The 18,678-nt window shown below is 35.2% G+C and carries 15 protein-coding genes; 14 read left to right on the top strand and 1 reads right to left on the bottom strand.

Going from position 1 to position 18,678, the window contains the following annotated elements; all coding sequences use genetic code 11:
• Positions 1–6 precede the first annotated feature (6 nt).
• The 14 genes from J0871_RS00410 (at position 7) to J0871_RS00345 (ending at position 17,106) form a co-directional block, all read left to right on the top strand.
• The gene (locus J0871_RS00410) at positions 7–1,434 is read left to right on the top strand and encodes a lipopolysaccharide biosynthesis protein (protein WP_208222720.1); all 1,428 of its coding nucleotides are present in this window, start codon (positions 7–9) and stop codon (positions 1,432–1,434) included.
• A 5-nt stretch (positions 1,435–1,439) separates the two neighbouring features.
• Positions 1,440–2,558, top strand: a complete 1,119-nt coding sequence (locus J0871_RS00405) for a glycosyltransferase family 4 protein (RefSeq protein WP_208222719.1) — start codon at positions 1,440–1,442, stop codon at positions 2,556–2,558.
• On the top strand, positions 2,558–3,820 hold the full coding sequence (locus J0871_RS00400) for an O-antigen polymerase (RefSeq protein ID WP_208222718.1): 1,263 nt from the start codon (positions 2,558–2,560) through the stop codon (positions 3,818–3,820). The genes J0871_RS00405 and J0871_RS00400 overlap by 1 nt, the downstream gene beginning before the upstream one ends.
• Positions 3,821–3,822: 2 nt before the next feature.
• Positions 3,823–4,992, top strand: a complete 1,170-nt coding sequence (locus J0871_RS00395; protein WP_208222717.1) for a glycosyltransferase family 1 protein — start codon at positions 3,823–3,825, stop codon at positions 4,990–4,992.
• Complete coding sequence (locus J0871_RS00390) at positions 4,979–5,995, top strand: polysaccharide biosynthesis protein (protein ID WP_208222716.1); 1,017 nt, start codon at positions 4,979–4,981, stop codon at positions 5,993–5,995. The genes J0871_RS00395 and J0871_RS00390 overlap by 14 nt, the downstream gene beginning before the upstream one ends.
• Entirely contained in the window at positions 5,992–7,116 is a 1,125-nt protein-coding gene (gene wecB, locus J0871_RS00385; protein ID WP_208222715.1) for a UDP-N-acetylglucosamine 2-epimerase (non-hydrolyzing), read from the top strand. The genes J0871_RS00390 and wecB overlap by 4 nt, the downstream gene beginning before the upstream one ends.
• Positions 7,117–7,120: 4 nt before the next feature.
• Positions 7,121–7,990, top strand: a complete 870-nt coding sequence (locus tag J0871_RS00380) for an SDR family oxidoreductase (protein WP_208222714.1) — start codon at positions 7,121–7,123, stop codon at positions 7,988–7,990.
• The gene (locus J0871_RS00375) at positions 7,987–9,168 is read left to right on the top strand and encodes a glycosyltransferase family 4 protein (protein WP_208222713.1); all 1,182 of its coding nucleotides are present in this window, start codon (positions 7,987–7,989) and stop codon (positions 9,166–9,168) included. Before J0871_RS00380 ends, J0871_RS00375 begins: the two co-directional genes overlap by 4 nt.
• A gap of 173 nt (positions 9,169–9,341) precedes the next feature.
• Positions 9,342–10,520 (top strand): MraY family glycosyltransferase, encoded by a 1,179-nt coding sequence (locus J0871_RS00370; protein ID WP_208222712.1) that lies wholly within the window; start codon positions 9,342–9,344, stop codon positions 10,518–10,520.
• Between the two features lie 358 nt (positions 10,521–10,878).
• Positions 10,879–11,676: a polysaccharide biosynthesis/export family protein gene (locus J0871_RS00365; RefSeq protein WP_208222711.1), complete on the top strand. Its 798-nt coding sequence runs from the start codon at positions 10,879–10,881 to the stop codon at positions 11,674–11,676.
• 5 nt (positions 11,677–11,681) lie between these two features.
• Entirely contained in the window at positions 11,682–14,084 is a 2,403-nt protein-coding gene (locus J0871_RS00360) for a tyrosine-protein kinase (RefSeq protein ID WP_208222710.1), read from the top strand.
• Positions 14,085–14,461: 377 nt separating this feature from the next.
• Positions 14,462–15,820, top strand: coding sequence for a capsule assembly Wzi family protein (locus J0871_RS00355; protein ID WP_208222709.1), 1,359 nt, complete (start codon positions 14,462–14,464; stop codon positions 15,818–15,820).
• A 286-nt stretch (positions 15,821–16,106) separates the two neighbouring features.
• Positions 16,107–16,571, top strand: a complete 465-nt coding sequence (locus J0871_RS00350; RefSeq protein ID WP_208222708.1) for a hemerythrin domain-containing protein — start codon at positions 16,107–16,109, stop codon at positions 16,569–16,571.
• A gap of 73 nt (positions 16,572–16,644) precedes the next feature.
• Positions 16,645–17,106 (top strand): hemerythrin domain-containing protein, encoded by a 462-nt coding sequence (locus J0871_RS00345; protein ID WP_208222707.1) that lies wholly within the window; start codon positions 16,645–16,647, stop codon positions 17,104–17,106.
• 35 nt (positions 17,107–17,141) lie between these two features.
• On the opposite strand, the gene J0871_RS00340 is transcribed toward J0871_RS00345, so the two are convergent.
• Positions 17,142–18,422 carry a chloride channel protein gene (locus J0871_RS00340; RefSeq protein WP_208222706.1) on the bottom strand — a complete coding sequence of 427 codons (1,281 nt, stop codon included), beginning with the start codon at positions 18,420–18,422 and terminating at the stop codon, positions 17,142–17,144.
• Positions 18,423–18,678: the final 256 nt, after the last annotated feature.

Here is an 18,678-nt window from a genome sequence, read left to right as displayed (position 1 = left end):
GGTCTAATGTCTAAGGGTTTTAAATGGAGTGCTATTGAGAAGTCTGGCCAGTATCTTGTTCAGTTTTTAATTTCCATAATTTTAGCAAGGTTATTAACTCCTGAAGATTTTGGGAATATCGCAATTCTCAATGTTTTTTTAATATTATCTCACACAATGGTGGATGCAGGTTTCAGTCAGGCTCTAATTAGGAAAACTAACTGTTCCTTTAAAGACTATAATTCTGTTTTTTGGTTCAATTTATTTATAGCATCTATAATCTATATAGTATTATATTCTCTTGCCCCATTAATCGGAAAGCTATTTAACAACCAAATGCTCACTATTCTTTCAAGGTGGTTGTTTCTAGTAATTCCCTTAGGTGCAATAAATATAATTCAAATAACAAAAATAATAAAAGAACTAAACTTTAAAATTCTTGCATTAGGAACTATATTAGCTTCTGTAATTTCTGGAATAATTGGTGTTTTTTGTGCTTATTATGGTTATGGAATTTGGTCATTGGTAATTCAGATTGTATTAAATTCTATTATTCTTACTATTTTTATTTGGTTAAGAACAGATTGGAAACCAAAATTCTGTTTTTCACTAATTCCAATAAAAGAACACTTTTCATTTTCTTTGAATATTTTTGCCTCCACTTTTCTAAATAACTTATTTAATAATTTATACATTTTCGTTATCGGAAAGTTCTTCACAACTGTTCAAGTGGGCTATTATTCTCAAGCCTATAGATTTGCGACGCAACCTACATTACTTTTGGACGCTATATTAACAAGAGTTACATACCCGGTTCTTTCTTCTATTCAAGATGACAAAATTAAGATTAAAGAGTATTACAGAAATTTACAAATTCGATTATTTGTTTTTGTAATCCCTATTATGCTTTTTTTGATCGCAGTTTCGGAAAACCTTATTCTACTGATCTTAGGTGAGAAATGGTCACCCATTGTTCCATATTTTCAAATCTTTTGTATAGCTGCCATGACTTTCCCTATACATCCAATCTGTATATCTACTCTCAAGGTGTTAGGCTTATCAAAACTAATATTCAAATTAGAACTTGTTAAAAAAGGTTTAATGATTGCCCTGCTTTTGGTTACAATACCTCTTGGCTTAAAAGAAGTTGTTTACGGTCAATTGATTTTTTTTCTTATAACCCTAACTATAAATATGTTTTTTAGTGGTAGAGAAATTGATTATAATTTAATTCAACAATTAAAAGATATATTTTCTTTTCTTTTAATTTCCGTTATTACCTTTTTAATTTTCATGGCAATTTCGGCTGAAATAAATATTTCTTTTCTTCTTTTGGATTTATTATTGAAAGCGTTGTTATTCTTCTCTCTCTATATCGTTTTACTCATTATCGTTAAACCTTCGGATAGATCAAGAATGTTCTATTTTTCTTTACTGAAGAATAAATTTAAGTAACTAGAATGAAAATAAAATATTTTGTGATAAATGGTGGGGGGGGCTCAGCAACTGCCGCTATAAATAGATGTAACTTTTTTACTGAGGGTCATTCTAAAAATGGTGTCAAAAGTTACGTAAAACTGATTGGACCTCGCAAATGCGATTCTAATTTATTCAGAAGACTATTCGTTGGTATAGATTATTTCATAACTATTTCGTTTGCCCTTTTATTCTCAAGGAGAGGCGATGTTTTAATTTTTTATGGTCATTTCCCCTTTTTAAGGATTTGGAAGTATTTACGCCATAGGAAATACCTTTTGATTGCAGAAAGGAATGAATATCCTTCTCATATTCTTTTTAAAAATGACAAGATAAGGGCTCAAAAAAGAAGTAGAAGTGAAAATTACTTGCAGAACTTAAATATGTTTGACGGGTTAATCACCTGCACTCATAGCTTAGAAAAGTTTTATACACCATTTTTAAATTCCAAAGCCTCCTCTATTGTAAGGCCTTCTATTGTAAACACTTCACAATTTGAATGTACAGGTTTAATTACAAAAAAGAAATATATAACTTATTGTGGGGATTGGGGAAATCTTAAAGATGGAGTGCCTATTTTAATTAAAGCCTTTAGTTTAGTTTCTGAAAAATTCAATGATTTTAAACTAAGGCTGATTGGGGGTACTTCCAATTCTGAAGATGAGAAATTCATTCTAACTTTAATTGAGGAGTTAAACCTTTCCAGAAAAGTAGTTTTGGAAGGTAAAGTTAAGCATGCTTTAGTACCCAAATTATTAAATGAATCTATGATTTTAGTCCTCGCCCGTCCTTCAAATAAACAAGCTGAGGGTGGTTTTCCTTCCAAGGTAACAGAATATATGGCAACAGGTGTTCCTACTTTAGTGACCAGAGTTGGAGAAATAGAAAAATACTTTCAAGACAATATACATCTCTCTATTAGTGAGCCAGATACACATATTGGTTTTGCAGAGAAGCTCGTTGAAATTATTGAAAACTATTCTGATGCTTTAATTGTGGCTGAAGCCGGAAAATTAAAAAATAAAGATTTTGATTATGTTAACCAAAGCCAAGCACTAATTGATTTCCTGAATTCAATTAAAACAAATTTTCAGCGCCAATAATGGGAATGATTTTTCTTATACTTTGGGGATTTTTGTTGGTAATCTCTTTTAAGAGGAGAAATGATTTATTTTCACCTCTGAAAATCTTTCTCCTGAATTTTTTGGTCTTTTGGGGTGCTATATTTTACAACGACTATTCTTTTAAGGTATATATCTATGTCCTTTTTGTTATTCTTTTTGGTTTTGTAATTTGGTATTTCGAAGGTAGTTCCCTCAACCTTTATTATAGAGAAAAGGTATTTATTCGAAAGCGAAAAATGCTTTGGGTGAAATTATGGCTTCTCACTATAATCCCAGTTTTTTCTCAGTTTTATCTTATTAACCTTTTTGGCGGGCTGGAGGGTTACGTGGCTTCAATGACACTTCGAGTAAAGGAGTGGGAAGGTTTAGGTGTTTGGATTGTTTTAATTCGGTCGATTCTCGTAATTAACTTAATATATTTTATACTCATTGTAAAACTGGCTAAAACAACTAAATCAGAAAAATTCTTTTATATTCTAAATTTTTTAATTTTTGTCCTAGTCTCACTTTTGACAAGTTCCAGATCTACTTTATTAGTGAACATTTTTTTAATGTTTATAATTTATTATTATTACGTAAGAAGAATAAATGTAAGGAACTTGATAATAATCGGGTTTTGTCTTTTACTAATTGCAATGATAATGGGGACAGCTCGGAATGGATATTCTTTTGAAAATGGTAAATTTACTACAGGTCTATCCCAGAAAAATGAAATAAAATTTGAAGCTTCTAATTTTGAGTATGGAATATTTCCATTAACTAAGATAACCAAAGTACCTGCTATAAAAAATCATTATTATGGTCTTACCTATTTAAGTGCAATATCAAACCTAATACCTAGAAAAATCTGGCCCGAAAAGCCAGATACTGGTGGTGTTTTATTTACCAAAGATTACCATAATGTACATAACGGATACTCAAATTATTCTACAGGTTTCATTGTTGAGGGAATTATGAATTTCGGGATGTTGGGGGGAACGTTATTAGCCTTCTTTCTCTTGTTTTTTATTTATAGATGGTTTTTCATTTATTCTTTGAAAAAAAGAGTATTTTACAATTTACAGTCCGCAGTAATTTATTTTATAGTCTATCCAGTTTTATTATTCTTGATTCCTACCTTTCTTCATGGTGAATTTACAACTGTTGTTCATTCTATAATTATATACAAAATTCTTTTGATTGTTCTTTTTGTAAAATTTGTTATTCCATCAAAAATACCTTACACAGAATTTAATGATTAAGAATGAATAAAATAAAAGTCGGAATAGATGCCACAAATATCGGCGGAGGTGGAGGTATTACACATTTAAAAGAAATTTTAAACAACTATGATCAAAATTTGTATAAAAATGACATTGAACTAATTATAATATTTGCTTCTACTAAAGTTTTAGACCAACTAAAAGATGCTCCGTTTATTAAAAAAATAAGTTATCCGGAATTAAATGGCGGACTTTATAAACGGTTAAAATTTCAGCTCTGGCATTTTGATAAACAAATCGAAATACATTGTGATATCTTATTTTCTTTGACAGGTGATTATTTCGGAGGTTTTAGACCAATTGTAGGAATGTCTAGAAACATGCTTTTACATGAAAGGGATATTTGGAAGGAAATTAAACAACCAAAGGAAATTTTGCGATTTTGGCTTAATTATAAAAAACAAAAATATTGTTTCAAAAATGCTAAATCAATAATTTTTATTTCACAGTATGCTAAGGAATATATATCGAAAACTATTAATATAGAAAACAAAGAAAAAGCTGTAATTGCCCATGGAGTTTCAGCAAAATTTGTTGACTTGGTTAAAGTTCAAAAAGATATTTCAAATTACAGTTTCAAATTACCTTTCAAATTTTTATATGTGTCAACAATTCATACTTATAAAAATCATACCCAAGTTATAAAGGCGATATCTAATTTGAGAAAATTAGGACATCCTGTAGAATTAACCATAGTTGGAGGAATAATTTTTAAGCCTGCGGGGAAAGCTATGAAGGAGACCATTTTTAAGGTGGATTCTGCTGGTGAATTCATTCATTATAAGGGTCATATTAACTACGATGAAATTAATCATGAATATCAAAAAGCCGACGGAATTATTTTTGCTTCCACTTGTGAAAATATGCCTAATATTCTGATAGAATCTATGGCTTCAGGTAGAGCTATTGCCTGTAGTAATAAACAACCTATGCCGGAATTTTTAAAAGAGGGAGGGCTTTATTTTGATTCCAAAAATTCTTATTCTATTACCAATACTCTTATTAAGTTTTTAGAGAACCCTGAAATAAGAGAGTGTTGTATTCAACAGAATAAAAAAGAAGTTAAAGAATATTCATGGGAAAATACATCCAGAGAAACTTTTAAATTTTTAATCAAAACATATAAACAAATTCAAAATGTTCAAAAATAAAATCCTTTTAATCACTGGGGGTACTGGTTCTTTTGGGAATGCTGTACTGGATAGGTTTTTAGATTCAGAAATTGCTGAAATCCGTATTTTTTCCCGGGATGAGAAAAAACAGGATGACATGCGTAACTTTTATAAAAATGATAAGATCAAATTTTATATTGGCGATGTTCGTAATTATGAAAGCATAGATCGTGCGATGCGGGGTGTAGATTATGTATTTCACGCTGCAGCTTTAAAGCAAGTACCTTCCTGTGAGTTTTTCCCAATGGAGGCAACTAAAACTAATGTCATTGGATCTTCCAATGTTGTGGAAGCTGCAATAGCAAATAGAGTGAAAAAGGTTATTTGTTTAAGCACTGATAAAGCCGCTTACCCTATTAATGCGATGGGAATGTCTAAAGCATTAATGGAAAAAACGGTTGTGGCAGCATCCAGAAATATCCCGGAAGAAGATACTACCATTTGCCTTACCCGTTATGGGAATGTGATGGCGTCAAGGGGTTCAGTAATTCCTTTATTTTCAAACCTGTTAAAAGAAGGAAAACCACTAACAGTAACCGACCCAAATATGTCCCGTTTTTTAATGTCTTTGGAAGAAGCGGTGGAGTTGGTTATTTATGCTTTTAAAAATGGGAGGCAGGGCGATTTGTTTGTACATAAAGCTCCGGCCAGTACTATAGGTGATTTGGCACAGGCAATGAAGGAGTTGTTTGATTCTGAGAGTGATATAAAAATAATTGGTACACGACACGGGGAAAAATTATATGAAACCTTATGCACCAGGGAAGAAATGCTCAAAGCGGAAGATCTTCCGGGCTATTATCGTATTCCTGCTGATAATCGCGACTTAAATTATGCCAAATATTTTGAAGATGGAGAAGGTTCTATTTCCAGTTTTGAAGATTATAATTCTCACAATACACAAAGATTAAGTATAAAAGAAGTAAAAGAGGCTTTATTAAGTCTTGAATTTATAAAAAATGAACTGGCAGTAGAGGTATGATAAAAGTAATGACTATTGTGGGCACCAGGCCCGAAATTATAAAGCTGAGCGAAGTTATAAAAGAACTCGATAAATTCACTAACCATATTTTGGTGCATTCCGGGCAGAACTACGATTATGAGCTAAATGAAGTTTTCTTTAAAGATCTTGGACTAAGAAAACCTGATTTCTTTTTGGAAGCTGCCGGAAAAAATGCTGCAGAAACCATTGGGAACGTGATTACTAAGTCTGATGCATTGTTTGAGCAGGAAAAGCCAGATGCCGTATTGCTTTATGGAGATACTAATTCTTGTCTTTCGGTGATCTCGGCAAAGAGAAAGAAAATTCCAATCTTTCATATGGAAGCCGGAAACCGTTGTTTTGATCAGCGAGTACCGGAAGAGATAAACCGAAAAATTGTAGATCATTTAAGCGATATAAATATGCCCCTTTCTGAACATGCAAGGAAATATTTAGTGGCAGAAGGTTTGCGTCCAGAAACAGTTATAAAAACGGGATCACCTATGCGGGAGGTTCTTAACAAGCAGATGAGTGCGATAGAAGCTTCTAAGATTTTACAAAAGGAAAATCTTGCAAAGCAGGGATATTTTATAGTAAGCATTCACAGGGAAGAAAATGTAGATTCAGAAGAAAATTTTCAGAATCTTATGGAATCCCTGGATGCGATAAGTACCGAATTTGATAAAAAGGTAATAATCTCTACTCACCCGAGAACTCGAAAAAAACTTGAAGAGATTGGTTTTGTTTCGCAAAATCCTAAATTGGTATTCTCTAAACCCTTTGGTTTTCATGATTATATCCAACTTCAAAAAAATGCTTTTTGTGTAATTTCAGATAGTGGTACCATAACCGAAGAAGCTTCCATAATGAACCTTCCGGCCATTACTATTAGGCAGGCACACGAGCGCCCTGAAGGAATGGATGAAGGTACTTTAATCATGAGTGGCTTGAAAAAGGACAGAGTGATTGAAAGCATTAAAGTTGTTACTGAACAATTTCAGGAAAACAATATGGCGATCAGGATGGTTAAGGATTATGAAATAGATAATGTTTCAAAAAAGGTGCTAAGGATTATTCTTTCTTATACCGATTATATTAACCGCACAGTCTGGAAAAAATAATTTTATGAGAAAAAAAGTAATGATTTTAGGCTCTACAGGAATGTTAGGGCATCAAGTTTATTATAAGCTACAAGAAGATGGGAAATTTGATATTACTGACGTAAGTTTCAGAAACAAATTAACTCCTCAAAGTGTAATTTTAGATCTCCATAACCAGCAAGAACTGGAAACCCTTATTAAAAAAGTACAACCTGATTTTATCATAAATTGTGTTGGAGTGCTTATAAAGGGTGCCAATGATAATCCAGCGAACGCAATTTATCTGAACTCCTATTTACCTCATTTTCTTGCAAAAGAATGTGATGAAGTAGGTGCTAAGCTTATACATATTTCAACTGATTGTGTTTTTTCCGGAGAGAAAGGTGCTTATACTGAAAATGACGAAAAAGACGGAAGGGATATTTATGCAAAAACCAAAGCTCTCGGTGAGGTTGATAATTCGAATCATTTAACCTTAAGGACCTCTATTATTGGACCTGAGTTAAAGCAGAATGGGGAAGGTTTGTTTCATTGGTTTATGAATCAGGAAAGAGAAACAAATGGGTTTACGAAAGCAATTTGGAGTGGAGTTACGACTACAGAATTGGCAAAAGTAATTGCCACCGCCCTCGAACAAAACCTTGAAGGCTTATATCACGTGACTAATAGTAATCCAATTAATAAATATGATTTACTAAAAATATTTAAAGAAGTAACGGGTAAACAAATTAGCATAAATGCGGTGGAAGGCAAAAGTGTAGATAAATCATTCTTAGATACTCGGAAAGATTTAAAGAGAGACATACCTTCTTATACCTCGATGGTAAAAGATATGGTAGCCTTTATGAAGTCGCATCCCGAGATTTATAAAAATTATAGTGTAGAGTTGGTATGAAAATACTGTTACTGGTAGATGATTATTTACCGCATAGTACAAAAATAGGAGCTAAGATGATGCATGAGCTAGCGGTAGCTTTTTTTAAAAACGGCCATCAGGTTGCAGTTGCCACTCCAGATTATAGAATTAAATCTAAATATGAGCTAGATAAAATTGATGAGATAGATGTTTATAGGTTTCGCTCACCAAATGTAAAAGACGAATCTAAAATCAAACGAGCGATCAATGAAACAGCTTTATCTTTTAATGCTTATAAAAATTTAAAATCTGTTTTTAAGGAGAATCAATTTCAACTTATTGTTTCCTATTCTCCTTCTATATTTTTTGGTCCATTAATTAAAAGGTTGAAAAAGAAATGGAATGCTAAGAGTTATTTAATTCTAAGAGATCTTTTTCCGCAGTGGGTAATAGATCATGGTTTAATTAAAGAAAAGTCGGCTATTGCTTCCTACTTTAGAAAATTTGAGAGGATCAATTATAAAGCAGCTGATAAGATTGGACTGCAATCTCCAAAGAATCTGGAATGGTTTAATGAAAAATATGGATTGATCAATAAATCAGAAGTCCTGTATAACTGGAGTAGTGAAACTCCGATTGTTCCTGAAGATGAGAAATATAGAAATAAATTAGACCTTGGTGATAAAGTAGTTTTGTTCTATGGGGGGAATATGGGCGAGGCCCAGGATATGATGAATTTGGTGAGGCTGGCAGAAAATCTTAAAGAAGAAAAGAAGGCACACTTCGTATTTGCCGGATCCGGAAATGAGTTTTCTCTTGTAAAAAAGTCCATTGAGGAGAAAACATTAAAAAATGTATCCTTATTAGAACCTGTGGATCAGGATGAATATAGGTTAATGTTAAGTGAATTTGATATCGGCCTTTTTTCCCTTCATAAAGATCATTCCACTCATAATTTTCCCGGGAAACTCTTAGGCTATATGGCTCAGGGTCTACCCATTCTTGGAAGTGTAAATCGCGGTAATGATGTAATTGAGGTAATTAACGATGCGGGAGCCGGTTATGTTTCAGTCAATGGTGAGGATAACAAATTTTCAGAAAATGCCTGGGGTTTAATTGAAAAGAAAATCAAAAGAAAACAAATGGGTGAAAACTCATACCATCTTTTAAAGAATACCTTTTCTGTCGAAGCAGCAATAAGGAAAATTTTGAATTAATTTTAAGATTGTAATTAACTGACTCTGGTTCTCGCCCTTATGCGCCACACGTAACATATGGCACTTAACTGCATACAATGAACTATATACTACGTGTTATTGTCGGATGCTAAAAATTTTAACTATTAGCCCTCTCCCTACAGATCGGAATTAACGAATAAAAACTACTTATTATGAATATTTTAGACCAGGAGGTCCTATTGGACCTGTTTCATAGGTATTATCTGTTTTTCGCCGGATTTGTGTTTCTATTGGCATTTGTGCTTACCTGGTATTTTACTCCTAAGGTGCTTTGGGTAAGCCGGGAAAAAGACCTGATGAAGGAGGTGAATGCGAGGAGCTCTCATAAAATGGCAATTCCTCCTTTTGGTGGCGTGGCCTTTTTCCTGGTGTTGGTTTTAATAATAAGTCTGCTACAGGCTTTACGTACATCTCCTACCGGGAATCACCTTATTATAGGACTAACCTTTTTGTTTATGGCTGGTTTAAAAGATGACCTGGTTATTTCTTCTGCGCGATTAAAGTTTATTAGTCAGTTATTCGCTGCAGGTTTTATTATTTTCTCACCAGAATTACAACTAACCAGTCTACACGGCTTTTTGGGTGTTTTTGAGATTCCTATACTTTTAGGTTATGCTTTTAAAGTTTTAATAGTAGTAGCTTTAATTAACGCTTATAACCTTATTGATGGAATTGACGGCCTGGCGGGGATTGTAGGGATAGTGATTTCTTTTACTTATGCCCTGGTTTTTTATAGTACCGGGCATCCTTATTTTGTTTTATTAAGCCTTTGTACAGCAGGAATTTTAAGTGCTTTTCTAAGGTTTAATTTTTCTCGCGGAAGAAAAAAGATATTTATGGGAGACGGGGGAAGCCTGGTGATGGGCTTTATGATTGCGTTTCTAAGTTTAAAACTACTGGTAATGAAACCTTATCAACCCCTGGTTCGGGAGGGTTATACGCCGGAAAATACACTGCTCTTTGCCTTAGCCGTTTTATTTCTGCCCATTTTTGATACTTTAAGGGTAATTCTTATTCGTTTAAAAAACGGGAAAACCCCTTTTGAAGCCGATAGGAACCATATGCACCATGTACTCCTTGATCATGGTCTAAGCCACAAAAAAGCAAGTTTTGTACTGGGCGGTTTAAACCTGGCGGTAATAGTTCTATTTATTATGTTAAGTCGGGACCTAAAAAGTGGAGGAATGAGCCTGGTGATGTTGGGTGTTTTTGTGATAGTAGCAATTGCTTTTGAAGCACTAAGAAAGAAGGCGCTTAAAAGAAGTCGAAGGGAAAACCCGGAAGTAGCGAAGCAAAGTAGAAAAGATAAAGTTGCTATGGCAGGGGAGTAGAATTTTAGTGGCCAGTCTCAGTGTGCAGTTGGCAGTATTATTGTCATTGCGAGCAATGCAGGAGCGTGGCAATCTTTTACTTCAATAAATGACGAGAACGATATAAATCTCCTCCTCTTATTAAGGAAAATTTAACATAAACTTTTATATTCGCACAAATTTAAAATTAGTGAGCAAGCATAGTGCAGGCCCACAAAATTAAACGTCATCCTGTCCCGAAGTTTCGGGATGTTTCAGAGCTTGCTCCGCATTTTGATCGGAGATCTAATATAATAAGACTAAGTTCTTAAAATCCCGAAGTAAGCTCGGGTTGGACATAAAAACTTTTAATTCAAAATTTAAGATTAAATAAAGATAAATGAAATATCCCCATTTCTTAAGATTACCGGCCCTTGGGCTTTTTTGTATTTTTTTAGCTACTTCCTGTGTTTCGCGCCAGGAGATTGTTTATTTCCAGGGTTTGGAACAGGCAGAAGCTAAAATGCAAGAACAATCTAATAAGAGTTTAAAAATTAAACCAAATGATTTGCTTACCATTAGTGTTGCCGCCGAACAACAGGATGCGGCTATCCCATTTAACCTTCCGGTGATTGGCGTTCCCATGGGTGGAGATCAAATTGGATTAACAGTAAATGGCAGGCAGCAACTCCAAACCTACCTGGTAGGCAAGGATGGCAATATAGATTTTCCTTTCCTGGGAAAAACTAAGGCCGAAGGTTTTAGCCAGGAGGAATTGGCTAAAAACTTAAAAGGCCAAATAAAAAGATATGTTCAGGATCCTATTGTAAATGTGAGGGTGGTAAATTTCCAGGTTAGTGTATTGGGTGAGGTAACCCGCCCGGGAACATTTGATGTACAGGACGATTATTTTACTTTACCCCAGGCCCTGGGAATGGCCGGGGATATGACAATTTACGGTAAACGGGATAATGTACTGGTGATGCGGGAAGAAAATGGTAGAACTACGCACGCCTATCTTAACCTTGGTGATGCCGATGTTATTAATTCACCTTATTATCATTTACAGCAAAATGATGTTATTTACGTAGAACCTAACGCCCCGCAAAGACAAAGTGCCAGTTATAATCGGAATGCCGGGGTTTATATTTCTATAGCCTCAGTTTTAGTTTCAGTTGCCGTGCTTTTAACCAGATAATTATTATGTCTCAAAACACACCTACCTCTATTCGCCCGCAAGAAGAAGAAATCGATTTAAGGGAAGAACTTGAAAAATATTTGCGCTATTGGCCCTGGTTTATTCTGGGGGTAATTCTTTGCGTGGTAATTGGCATTTTGTATATAAAATATAGTACCCCGCAATACAATACAACCGCGAGTATTATTATTAAAGATGAAGAAAGTAAAGGTCCTTCTTCAGAAATGGCTGCTTTTGCCGATCTAGGATTGTTAGGTGGGATGGGAGCCAGCAGTATAGAAAACGAGATGGGGATCCTGCGCTCCAAAACTCTTATGAGCCAGACGATTAAAGCCTTAAATCTTAATATTACTTATTTTGAAGAAGGAGCTGTAAAATCTAAAGAGCTTTATAATAATAGTCCTTTTAAAGTGGTTGCGCTGCAATTAGATGAAAAGGCACTTGAAAATTCAATTAAGGAAGAAAGAGGAAATGCGTTTTATATAATCCCCAAAACGGATGAAAATTTCCATCTTATAAATACGGAAACTGAGGAGGTTTTTGAAGGAAAATTTGGTAATCCGGTAGCTATAAACTTTGCTACGATTACGGTGGAAGAAACCGGTTTATCTCTGGAAGATAAAGAGGGAGAAATTTCAGTGCGCTTTAATCCTTTAGAATCAGTGGTAGACAATTACCGGGAAGCCGTAAATATCAATTTAACCGATAAGAACTCAAGTTTGTTGGAATTGAGCCTGGTAGACCCGGTAAGGGAGAAAGCCCAGGATATTTTAGACCAATTAATTCTGGAATATAACCAACAGGCCATTGAAGATAAAAACCTGGTAGCCACCAATACGGCAGAATTTATTGATGAAAGGCTTGCTATCATCAACCAGGAACTGGATTCGGTAGAAGTGGGAAAAGAAGAATTTAAAGAGGCAAACCAGCTGACAAATATTGAAGCTGAGTCTGAAATGTTTATTGAGAATGCCAGTGATTATAAAAAAAGGCAGCAGGAGATAGGAACCCAACTGGAACTTGCCAATGCGATGATTGCTTACCTTGAGACGGGTAGTAATTCTGATTTATTGCCAGCCAACCTGGGCATTGAAGAATCAGGTGTAAATGATCTTATAGGGGAATATAACACACTTGTGCTTGAACGTAACAGGATTTTAAGTGGTTCAACCGAAGAAAACCCGGTAGTATTAAGGCTAAATTCTCAAATTGAACAAATGCGTGCCAATGTTTTACAGAGTTTAGAGCGTATGCGAAACAATTTCCTGATCGCACAAAAGGATTTAGACCGACAGGCGGCGGTTATAGGTTCGCAAATTTCAGCAGTACCTGCAAAGGAAAGACAATATCGTGGTATTGAAAGACAACAAAATATTAAAGAAGCACTTTATTTATTTTTGTTGGAAAAACGTGAAGAAAATTCTTTATCGCTGGCGGTTACCGCACCCAAAGCAAAGATCGTAGATAGTGCTTATAGCAATAATACAGCAGTTTCTCCAAAATCGAAGATTATATTACTAGCAGCCTTAATTCTTGGATTGTTAATTCCATTTCTTATTATTTATATAAAAACTTTATTAAGTAATAAGGTGAAAAGTAGGGAAGACCTGGAAAAGCATGCTAATATTATTCCGGTGGTGGGAGAAATTCCTAGAGTAGAGAAAAAGCAAAATGAAATGATTGTGAAAAACGATAGGAGCATCCTCGCCGAAGCTTTTAGGATTTTACACACCAACTTGCAATACTTAATTGTAAATACCGCCGAAAAGGAAACAGGAAATACCATTTTTGTGACTTCAACCGTAAAAGGAGAAGGGAAAACGCTGGTGTCTTTTAACCTGGCAGTTACACTTGCAAATACCAATAAAAAAGTTATTATCGTAGGTGCCGATTTAAGGAATCCGCAGCTACAGCGTTTTGAGAAAAATGCCCGGGAGCATATTGGGGTTAGTGACTACCTGGCTAATGACGATTTAAAACTTAAAGACCTGATAAGAGAGTCTAATACAGACAACCCTAACTTACAGCTTCTACCTTCAGGTACCATTCCGCCAAATCCATCGGAATTATGGAGGAGACAAAAAACCGGCGAAATGTTTAAGGAGTTGGAGCAAATGTATGATTATGTAATTGTAGATACCGCTCCATCCCTGTTAGTTACAGATACCTTTCTTATCAATAAATGGGCAGATGTTACTTTATATGTAGTAAGAGCCGGGCATACTGAAAAGAAACTTTTACAGTTCGCCGTAGATTCAAAAAGAGATGGAAAATTTCACGACCTAAGCTTTGTACTTAATGATGTGAAATGGTCAAATTTTGGGTATGGTAATAAGTATGGATATGCTTATGGAGAAGAGAAGAAATCTTTTATGAAACGACTTTTAAATAAAGCAGCGGTTTATTAGTTAGTTCTCAGTTCTCGGTTTTCGGTTCTCTGTTTTCAGTTCCGCTTGCTTCTTGTCGTCATTGCGAGCAACGCAGGAGCGCAGCAATCTTTTGATTGGAATTTTTATTCTGAATTCACGATAAACACGCGTAGTTTTAGAAACAACAGATGCTTCAGTCTCCCGATTCCTCGGAATCCTTCGCAATGACGGTAGTTTAACTGCCAACTGAGACTGCTTACCGGAGACCGAACCGTAACGTCATTACGAGCGACGCAGGAGTGCGGCAATCTTTTGATAGGAGTTTGCCTGCCACCTGAAACTGCTCACTGCCACCTGAAAAGAGTCATTATTTTATTTTTAAACTCGTTTTCTTCTAAACCAGACTTAATCGATCAATGAAAAAATTATTTTTTTTAAGCTTTATTAGTTTGCTATCCTTCAGCAGTTATGCGCAATGGGATTTTGAAGGTTCTGTAAATTTGAACGCTTATTTTCACGATGGTGAATTACAGCGATTACCTTTTTGGATGTATAGTAACCAAAGAGGTCGAATTTCAGAAGAAACACATCTTTCCGGGTGGATTTCGGGAAGAACGTTTAATGAATTTCGTAATGGAAATTCTTTAGAAATTGGTGCCGGAATCTTATACCAGGATGGAATAAGCGATGAAATTTTCCTGGATGAGATCTATGCTGCTTATAACAACGATTGGCTTGAAGCCGTAATTGGTCGTAGGCAGGAAAAAGAATTGTATAAAGGTTTAAGTGCTACTAATGAAAATATGTTATGGTCCTTAAACGCCAGGCCAATGCCGGGAGTATCTTTATCAACAAATCGTACGATTTTCTTTACTCCGGAATCGGCTTATGGTTTTGAAGCCAGCTGGAGTGAATATTTAATGGGCGATGATCGTTTTGTAAAAGGAGCGAGATTGCATCATAAAAGCATCAATTTTGTATACCAACCTAATCCCGATATTCAGCTTAAATTAGGTGTACGGCATTTTGCCCAGTGGGCAGGAAATTCCCCTGAGTCAGGACCACAACCCGACGGATTTTCAGATTATATAAAAGTGATTTCCGGAAGAGAAGGTGGGGAGAATGCTGTGGGAGGTGACCAGGCGAATGTATTGGGCAATCATTTAGGAACGTATGAACTTGAAATTACAAAAAGAATTAATCCTGAGTTGGAATTAAGTTTTATCTACAATCATATGTTTGAGGATGGCTCGGGTAGCCGGTTTGCGAATTTTCCCGATGGGAGATATGGATTTTTCTTGGATTTTGAAGATAACCAAAGACTGGTTAATGGTATTTTATATGAATTTTTCTATACCCGAAACCAAAGTATCAATGCCGGATCTCCTCATGGGGCCGATAATTACCTCAATAATTTCCTAACCTATCATTCCGGGTTTACTTATGAACGTAGAATAATTGGACTGCCCTTTTTTACCTACGATGAAGAATTAGACCAGGTAGTAAATAGCAAGTTTAGTGTACATCACCTGGGAATTTCCGGAAATTTCTCCAATTACTTTGTGAGTTATCCATGGAAGTTATTACTGAGTTTTTCTCATAACGAAGGTAGGTACGGTAGGTATTATACCCCTAACCGGGATATTTTGGCGGGATTATTTGATATTAAAGTTTTACAATCTTTTGTGCAGTTGAATGTTAAGCTTGGAGTTGAACTAAGCAATATGGCTGAACCTCTTTACGGAGCAGGAATTAACTTGAGAAAGGAATTTTAAGCTGTTGAATTAACTTTTAGAAAGAACAATTTAATAAGAATCCGTGCGAAAAACGATGTAATTTTAATCAATTATACTTATCCCTCGCAATAACTTAAAACCCCTTGAGCAATCAAGGGGTTTTGTTTTTTTAGGCTGAAAAGGAAGGTAAGTCATTCAACATTACCTATCTTAAAAAAACTATATGATTCCACTCATAAATTTTGAGTAGATAATTGGGCAAATTTGAACTCTTATAAATTCAATATTTTGCACTGGATTTATAGCAAATATAAAAATAGAAACTATGAAAAAGCCAATAAAGCGACATGAAGCTCTTAAACCTCTTAGTAGGGAACATCATCACGGCTTATTGTTGTGCTGGAAAATAAGACAGGGGGTTAAAAAAGAGGTTGAGGTTGCACGAATAAAGGCTTATACCGAATGGTTTAAAATTCATTATCTCGATCCGCATTTTGAAGCCGAAGAAGAATATATATTTCCTGTACTGGGCAATGAGCATGAACTTGTTAAACGAGCTTTGAAGGAACATCGCCGGCTAAAGCGATTGTTTTCCCAGGTTACTGAAGTTGAGATTGCTTTAAATAATATTGAAGAAGAACTGGATAGCCATATAAGGTTTGAAGAACGTGTTCTTTTTAATGAAATTCAGGAAGTTGCTTCAGCTGAACAACTGGCAAATATTGAAAAGCATCATAATGGAATCCAATTCTCTGATGACGATTGGCAGGATCACTTTTGGGAAAATTAATTCAATTTTAATTATCAAGTTTCAGATTACAACAAGAGTCGATTTCCGCAGAAGTGGGCATAAAAAAATTATAATGAGTACACGGGTTAATTCTTCAGCAAAAAAATCTTCAAAACTAAATCTGGTTTTAGAAGAACATCATCATGCACTGCAGGTATGTTCCAGAATTCGGGAAGGTTTGGAGAACGATGTTGAATTGGAACGAATAAGAGCGTATACTAACTGGTTTCAAACACATTACCTGGAGCCCCATTTTGAAATTGAAGAAAAATATATTTTCCCCAGGCTTGGTTATAACGTAAGGGTAAAAAGAGCGCTTGCCAATCACCGGCGCATTAGAAAGTTGTTAAATTGTGGCTGTGCCGATGAAAAAGTACTCAATTTACTGGAAGAGGAACTGGCTGCGCACATACGTTTTGAAGAACGCATTCTGTTCAAAGAGATTAGCGATAAAAAAGAGCTGGCAGAACTCGAGAAACAGCATCAGAGCTTATCTTTTTCAGAAGAAAACTGGAAAGATCCGTTTTGGGCTTAAGAATTTCCTTGTAAATAACATAAGCTTTATATTTTTTATATAACCGCACTCTCTTTATCTCCCTGCGATGAGATAAAAGGAATTCTTGGCGCCAGAAAATATCCCGTTAAACTGGCAAAAAGAATGGGGATAAAATATCCGAAACCGGTTAAAGTTGCGAGTAAAATAGTGGTGCTCATTGGGGTTCTGGTTACACAGGCATTTATAGCAGCCATACTGGTAACAACCGCTAAAGAAAGGTTAGTAGAAGGAAAAAGCTGGTGAATAATTAATCCCAGGCTTGCGCCTACAAAGAATAGGGGAATAATAAATCCGCCTCGCCAACCCGAAGTAACCGTAATCGCAATGGCAAGGATCTTAACCAAAAGTATAGCTACAAGAAACTCTAAATCAAAGTTGGTTAGTAAAAGATCATTTATTTCGTGATGTCCAAAATACCGGGTTATCGGGAAATAAAAAGCTATAATTCCGAGAATGATTCCGCCAATTAATGTCTTATAATATATTGGAAAATTCAGCTTATAAAAAACCGATTTTAGAAACTTTGTACAGAAAATAAAGACCCAACCAAAGAACGTTGCCACTACTGCAAAGAGCACCGCATAAGCAAAATCGAATTTATCTTCCATAATATAGGATGGTAGATCCCAGATTGGACCTATCCCAAGATGGATAATAAGCGCAAAGATGATATAGCTAAAACAACTGGCCACAAAAGCGGGTATAATTGCTTTATAATATGCTGCTGCATGTTTGTGATGCAAAATTTCTAAAGAAAAAAGGCTGCCACCCAGCGGTGCACCAAAAAGCGCGGTAAAACCAGAAGCCATTCCTGCAATACTTAGAGATCGTAATTCTTCTCCTTTTAGTCTTAACATTTTTCCCAGCCAGCTTCCGGTAGAACCGGTCACCTGTACCAGGGGTGCTTCAGGCCCTAAGCTTCCTCCGGCTCCCACACACAGCAAAGAAGACAGGACCATGGAAAGATTGTTTTTTGGATCCAGTTTTCCTTTATTAAACCTAATATTATTTACAATTAGCTGAATTTCTCCCGGGTCTCCAATAAGATGTATAATTAAACCGGCCAGTAAACCTGCCAAAGCCATAGTTGGTATTACCTGCCAACCTTCGAAAAAAGCCAGTCCGTGCATCACCATTTCCAGGGCAATCCAGTACACCCCAGAAATTATACCACCCACAATACCAAGCAGTGCCCATAAGAAGAAATTTCGGCTAAATACAAATGGATTAAACCTTAAGGGTTTGTCCAGCACATCCAGCGACCTGATTAATTTTCTTTTAGTCTTTATTTTCACTTTTTAATCCGGTTTAAATAGTTTGTCTATCTTTTAATAGGCCTTTTTCAGAATTTTCGGCTAAACTATAATAGTTTTATAACTATTCCTTTTATAAATACCTGTTTTTTATAAGCTATTTAAAATTTTTATCTTGGTAGAGAAGAAAGAATTTAGAAAAATTAATTCTCAGAATTTATACTTCTAAAATGGGAAGAGGCCTGGTGTTGATGATTTTATGTTTTGGAAAGTTTTCAAATTAATGACTATGATCATT

The sequence above is a fragment of the Salegentibacter sp. BDJ18 genome (assembly GCF_017579965.1).
In the GTDB taxonomy this organism is placed as follows: Bacteria; Bacteroidota; Bacteroidia; order Flavobacteriales; family Flavobacteriaceae; genus Salegentibacter.
Note: the sequence above shows the minus strand (reverse complement) of the source record. Positions and strands in the feature narration are given on the sequence as shown.